Annotated in this window: 5 protein-coding genes; 4 read left to right on the top strand and 1 reads right to left on the bottom strand. The window is 72.5% G+C overall.

From position 1 onward, the window contains the following. A partial coding sequence (locus AOK24_RS19760) for a condensation domain-containing protein (RefSeq protein ID WP_159051931.1) occupies nt 1-2068 on the top strand: 2068 nt, incomplete at its 5' end. 37 nt (nt 2069-2105) lie between these two features. Here the strand turns inward: AOK24_RS19760 and AOK24_RS19755 are convergent. Further along, entirely contained in the window at nt 2106-3821 is a 1716-nt protein-coding gene (locus tag AOK24_RS19755; RefSeq protein WP_206191238.1) for an IlvD/Edd family dehydratase, read from the bottom strand. 47 nt (nt 3822-3868) lie between these two features. Between AOK24_RS19755 and AOK24_RS19750 the strand changes: the two genes are divergently transcribed. From AOK24_RS19750 to AOK24_RS19740, 3 genes are all read left to right on the top strand, one after another. Next, entirely contained in the window at nt 3869-4651 is a 783-nt protein-coding gene (locus tag AOK24_RS19750; RefSeq protein ID WP_055721392.1) for an IclR family transcriptional regulator, read from the top strand. A gap of 21 nt (nt 4652-4672) precedes the next feature. Next, a complete protein-coding gene (locus AOK24_RS19745; protein ID WP_055721391.1) occupies nt 4673-5533 on the top strand; it encodes a fumarylacetoacetate hydrolase family protein in 861 nt (286 codons plus the stop codon). Further along, nucleotides 5533-5891 (top strand): alcohol dehydrogenase catalytic domain-containing protein (locus AOK24_RS19740; protein WP_159051930.1); only part of this gene is annotated, 359 nt, incomplete at its 3' end. The genes AOK24_RS19745 and AOK24_RS19740, both read left to right, overlap by 1 nt.

Genomic DNA, 5891 nt, shown 5'->3' with positions numbered 1-5891 from the left:
CGTCCTCGACGCCGGTCTGCGCCCGGTCGGGATCGGGGTCATGGGGGAGTTGTACCTCGGCGGGCACGGTCTGGCGCGCGGATACGTCGGGCGTCCGGGGCTGACCGCTGAGCGGTTCGTGGCCGACCCCTTCGTACCCGGACAGCGCCTGTACCGCTCCGGTGACGTGGTGCGCTGGCGGGCCGACGGGCGGCTGGAGTTCCTGGGGCGTGGCGACGACCAGGTCAAGATCCGGGGCTTCCGCGTCGAACTCGGCGAGGTCGAGGCGGCGTTGGCCCGCTGCCCGGGGGTGGGCGGCGTCAAGGTCGTCGCCCGTGACCGGCGGCTCGCCGCCTATCTCGTGCCGGCGGCGGGGGCCGTGCTCGACACGGTGGCCGTACGGCAGGAGGCGGGCCGTGTCCTGCCGGAGTACATGGTGCCGTCCGCGATCGCCGTGCTGGACGAGCTGCCGCTGACCCCCAACGGCAAGGTCGACCAACGCGCCCTGCCCGAGCCCGAGTTCGCGAACCGAGCGCCGTACCTCGCCCCGCGCACCCCCGCCGAGGAGACCCTCGCCGGGATCTGGGCCGACGTCCTGGGCATCGAGCGGGTCGGCGTCCAGGACAGTTTCTTCGACCTCGGCGGCGACTCCATCCTCAGCATCCAGGTCGTCTCCCGCGCCCGCCGCGCCGGGCTCACGCTCTCCTCGCGGGACGTGTTCGTGGGGCAGACGGTCGAAGGGCTGGCGGCCGGTCTCGACGCCGTGCCCGAGAGAGCGAACCCCGCCGGTTCCCCCGTCGGTGAACTCCGGCCGACACCCGTCGGCGAGTGGTTCTTCGCGACCCACCCCGTCGCCCCGCACCACTTCGCGATGACCACGTCCTTCGTCCTCGCCCCCGGCACGGACGAACCCGCCCTGCGCGCCGCCGTCACCGCTGTCCTGACCCGGCACGACATGCTCCGCGCGACCTTCACACCGAACGGCACGCGGTGGACAGGGCGAGTCGAGGAGAGCACCGACATCGACGCGGTGTTCTCCGGGCACGACCTCGGCGACACCGGCGACCCCCGCGCACGGTGGGACGAGCTGCTCCGGGACGCCCAACGCGGTATGGACCTCCGGCGCGGCCCGCTCATCCGGGTGCTGTACGCCCGCGACACCTCCTGGCTCACCTTCGTCGCGCACCACCTCGTCATCGACGGCGTCTCCTGGCGTGTCCTCCTGGAGGACCTGGAGGACGCGTACGCACAGGCGAGCACCGGTTCACCCGTCACCCTCAGGCCCGCCACGACCTCCGTACGGCAGTGGGCCGACCGCCTCGGCTCCCATACGTCCCAAGGGGGTTTCGACGACCAGGCCGACCACTGGCGCGCCGCCCTCACCGGCGCCGACGCCGCGCTCCCCGTGGACCACCCGGGCGCCCCCAACACCGGCGCCGAACTCGACATGGTCGCCGTCACCCTCCCGCCCGAACAGACCCACGCCCTCCTGTACAGCGTCCCCGGCCGCTACCGCGGCCAGCTCAACGACGTCCTCCTCGCCGCCCTGGCGCGGGTGCTGGCCCGCTGGACCGGCCGCCCCCGCACGGTCGTCCACCTCGAAGGGCACGGCCGCGCCGACCTCTTCCCCGACGTGGACCTCTCCGGCACGGTCGGCTGGTTCACCTCGATCTACCCGGTCGCGCTGGAGACACCCCCCACGGACGACTGGGCGACGGCGGTCCGCGCGGTCAGACGCGCACTGCGCGCCGTCCCCGACCAAGGCGTCGGCTACGGCGCCCTCCGCCACCTCACCACCACCCTCGCCGGCCTCCCCGAACCCCAGATCAGCTTCAACTACCTGGGCCGCTTCGACCTCACCGCCGACCCCCTCCACGAACAGCCTCTCCTGGCCGCCGAGTTGGACGTCATCGGCCAGGACTACAGCCTCCAGGAACACCGCCCCCACCTCATCGACATCGGCGGCCTCGTCCAGAACGGCCGACTCACCCTCACCTGGTCCTACTCCCGCGCGATGTACGACCGTCCGACCGTCCGCCGGCTCGCCGGAGAACTGGCCGAGGCGCTGACCGAGTTCGCCACGGCCTGACCCTCAGGCCTGACCGGCGTGGCCGCCCGGCAGTGCTTCAGTGCGACTCCCGGCTGACCTCGCTCCCGCTGGACCCCAGCAGGAAGTCGAGGTCGGCCCCGGTGTCGGCCTGGAGGACGTGGTCGACGTAGAGGCGTTCCCAGCCCCGCCGGGGGCTCGCGAAGCCTGCTGTGGTGGTCTTGTTCGGTTCCCGGCGGGAGAGTTCCGCCTCGGGGACGTCGACCGTGATGCGGCGGGCCGGGACGTCCAGTTCGATGACGTCGCCGGTGCGGACCAGGGCCAGCGGGCCGCCCGCCGCCGCTTCGGGGGCGACGTGCAGGACGACCGTGCCGTACGCCGTGCCGCTCATGCGGCCGTCGCAGATGCGGACCATGTCGCGGACGCCCTGGGCCAACAGCTTCTTGGGCAGCGGCATGTTCGCCACCTCCGGCATGCCCGGGTAGCCCTTAGGGCCGCAGCCTCGGAGGACGAGGACCGAGTCGGCGTCCACGTCGAGGTCGGGGTCGTCGATGCGGGCGTGGAAGTCCTCGACGGAGTCGAAGACCACGGCCCGGCCCCGGTGTTGGAGGAGGTGGGGGGAGGCTGCCGCCGGTTTGAGCAGGGCGCCGTCGGGGGCGAGGTTGCCGCGCAGGACCGCGATGCCGCCCTCGGTGACGAGGGGTTCGGTGCGGGGGCGGATGACCTCGGCGTCCCAGACCGCGGCGTCGGAGAGGTGGGAGACCAGGGGGGTGCCGGTGACGGTCAGGGCTGTCGGGTCGAGGAGGTCCTGGACCTCGCGGAGGACGGCGAGGAGGCCGCCGGCTCGGTGGAAGTCCTCCATCAAGTACCGGCCGGCGGGCTGGAGGTCGACCAGGACGGGGACGCGGGAGCCGATGCGGTCGAAGTCGTCGAGGGTCAGGTCGATGCCCAACCGCCCGGCGATGGCGAGGAGATGGACGACCGCGTTGGTGGAGCCGCCGATCGCGGCGAGGGCGACGATCGCGTTGTGGAAGCTCGCCTTCGTGAGGAAGGTGCCGGGGCGGCGGTCGGCGGTGACCATCTCCACCGCCAACTTCCCTGTGCCGTGGGCGGCTTGGAGGAGTCGGCTGTCCGGTGCGGGAGTTCCCGCGACGCCGGGTACGACGGTCCCGAGCGCCTCGGCGACCAGGGCCATCGTGGACGCCGTACCCATCGTGTTGCAGTGCCCCTTGCTGCGGATCATCGCGGACTCGGAGCGGGTGAAGTCGGCTTGGGAGAGGGTGCCGGCGCGGACTTCCTCGGAGAGTTTCCACACGCCGGTGCCGCAGCCCAGCAGGGCGCCCTGGAACGTGCCGTTGAGCATGGGCCCGCCGGGGACGACGACCGCGGGGAGGTCGACGGAGGCCGCCGCCATGAGGAGCGAGGGGATCGTCTTGTCGCAGCCGCCGAGCAGGACGACGCCGTCGACGGGGTTGGCCCGCAGCATCTCCTCGGTGGCCATCGCGGCCATGTTCCGCCACAGCATCGCCGTCGGCCGCACCTGCGTCTCGCCGAGCGACACGACGGGCAGGTCGAGCGGGATGCCCCCGGCCTCGTAGACGCCGTTGCGGACGGACGCGGCGACCTCGTCGAGGTGCGCGTTGCACGGTGTGAGATCGGACGCCGTGTTGGCGATGGCGATCTGCGGGCGGCCGGTGAACGCGTCGTCGGGGACTCCCCGGCGCATCCACGCCCGGTGGATGTACGCGTTGCGGTCCTGGCCCTCGTACCACTGAGCGCTGCGGAGCGTCACCATGAAGCGCCTTCCAATAACCGACACGCAGGTCTAATCTTTGGAACGCCATGGAGCATACGCAGACGTACGACGGACCGACAGACCCCGGAGCCGACCGGCTCGTGGGCTCGGACCGGGTGCTCGCGGTCCTCAAGGAGCTCGCCCGCCACCCCGGCGGCGTCGGCCTGGACGAGCTGACGCGGGTGATCGGCAGCCCGAAACCGACCGTGCACCGCGCCCTGAGCGCCCTGCGCCGCGCGGGCCTCGCCGACCAGGACGCCCCCGGCCGGTACGTCCTCGGCGACGAGTTCCTGCGCATGGCGTTCGCGCACCACGAGGCCCGCCCCGACCACGTCCGCATCCGCCCGGTCCTCGAAGCCCTCGCGCACCGCTTCGGCGAGACCGCGCACTACGCCGTCCTCGACGGCCACGAGGTCGTCTACCGCGCCAAGGTCGACCCCCCGTCCGGCGCGGTCCGCCTCACCTCCACGATCGGCGGACGCAACCCCGCCCACACCACGGCCGTCGGAAAACTGCTGCTGGCAAGGGAGTTGACGACCCTCGCGGACGTCGAGGCGTGGATCGGCGACCGCACCCTGGAGCGCCGCACCCCCAGGAGCCGCTGCACGGCCGAGGAGCTGTACGCCGAACTGGCGGCGACCCGGCGGCGCGGCTACGGCCTCGACGACCAGGAGAACGAGACCGGCATCCACTGCCTCGCCCTGCCCGTGTACCTGACCTCGCCGTCCACCCCCTCGGGCGCGGTCAGCGTCAGCGGGCTCGCCTACCGCTCGCCCCTCGCGGCGATGACCGACGCCCTCGACGACATCCGTGCCCTGCTGCCGAGCTGACCTCTCAGGAGACGAACCCCCATGCACCTCATGCGAATCGGCGCCCCCGGCGCGGAGAAGCCCGTCGCCCGCATCGACGACGACACGTACGTCGAACTCGCCGACGTCGTCACCGACTTCGGCGAGGGTTTCTTCGGCGGCGGCGGAATCGACCGTATCCGCCCGGTAGTCGCCGAACGTGTCGCGGCCGGCCGGGTCTCCCGCTTCGCCGGGGAACGCGTCGGCGCCCCCATCGCCCGCCCGCACCAGATCCTGTGCATCGGCCTCAACTACCGTGACCACGCGGCCGAGTCGGGCATGGCCGTCCCCGACGAGCCGATCCTCTTCACGAAGTCCCCGAACACGCTGATCGGCCCGAACGACGACGTCCGCATCCCGCGCGGCTCCACCAAGACCGACTGGGAGGTGGAACTCGGCATCGTCATCGGCAAGCGCACCAGCTACCTCGACTCGGTGGCCGACGCCCGCGACGCGATCGCCGGGTACGTCGTCGTCAACGACGTCAGTGAGCGCGCCTTCCAGCTGGAGCGCGGCGGCCAGTGGGCCAAGGGCAAGTCCGCCGAGACCTTCAACCCGGCCGGACCCTGGCTCGCCACCGCCGACGAGATCGACGACGTCCTCGCCCTCGACATGTGGCTCGACGTCAACGGGCAGCGCCGCCAGACCGGCAACACCAAGACGATGATCTTCGACCCGTACGTCATCGTCCACTACCTCAGCCAGTTCCTCACCCTGGAGCCCGGCGACCTCATCAACACCGGCACCCCGCCCGGCGTCGGCATGGGCCTCACCCCGCCCGTCTACCTGAAGCCCGGCGACACGGTGGAGCTCGGCATCACCGGCCTCGGCACCCAGCGCCAGCACGTCATCGCGCCCCGCTGATGCGCGCGTTCGTCCTCACCGCCCCGGGCGCGTACGAGGTCGCCGACCTCCCCGCGCCCGAGGCGGCACCCGGCGAGGTCGTCGTGGACGTCGAACGCGCCGGGGTCTGCGGCACCGACGTCGAGTTCTACACCGGCCACATGACCTACCTCCACCAGGGCCACGCCGCCTACCCGCTGCGCCCCGGCCACGAGTGGTGCGGACGCGTGACGCAGGCCGGCCCCGGCGTCGACCGCGCCTGGCTCGGGCGCCGCGTCATGGGCGACACCATGCTCGGCTGCGGGGACTGCCGCCGCTGCCGGCGCGGCCACCAGCACGTGTGCGACCGACGCCAGGAAGTCGGCGTACGGGGCGGGAG

Source organism: Streptomyces niveiscabiei, assembly GCF_001419795.1.
Lineage (GTDB): Bacteria > Actinomycetota > Actinomycetes > Streptomycetales > Streptomycetaceae > Streptomyces > Streptomyces niveiscabiei.
Note: the sequence above shows the minus strand (reverse complement) of the source record. Positions and strands in the feature narration are given on the sequence as shown.

Excerpts from the sequence above, each read along its gene's own strand:
- AOK24_RS19745 (WP_055721391.1), top strand. The coding sequence starts at position 4,673 with ATGCACCTCATGCGAATCGGCGCCCCCGGCGCGGAGAAGCCCGTCGCC.
- AOK24_RS19750 (WP_055721392.1), top strand. The coding sequence starts at position 3,869 with ATGGAGCATACGCAGACGTACGACGGACCGACAGACCCCGGAGCCGAC.
- AOK24_RS19755 (WP_206191238.1), bottom strand. The coding sequence starts at position 3,821 with ATGGTGACGCTCCGCAGCGCTCAGTGGTACGAGGGCCAGGACCGCAAC.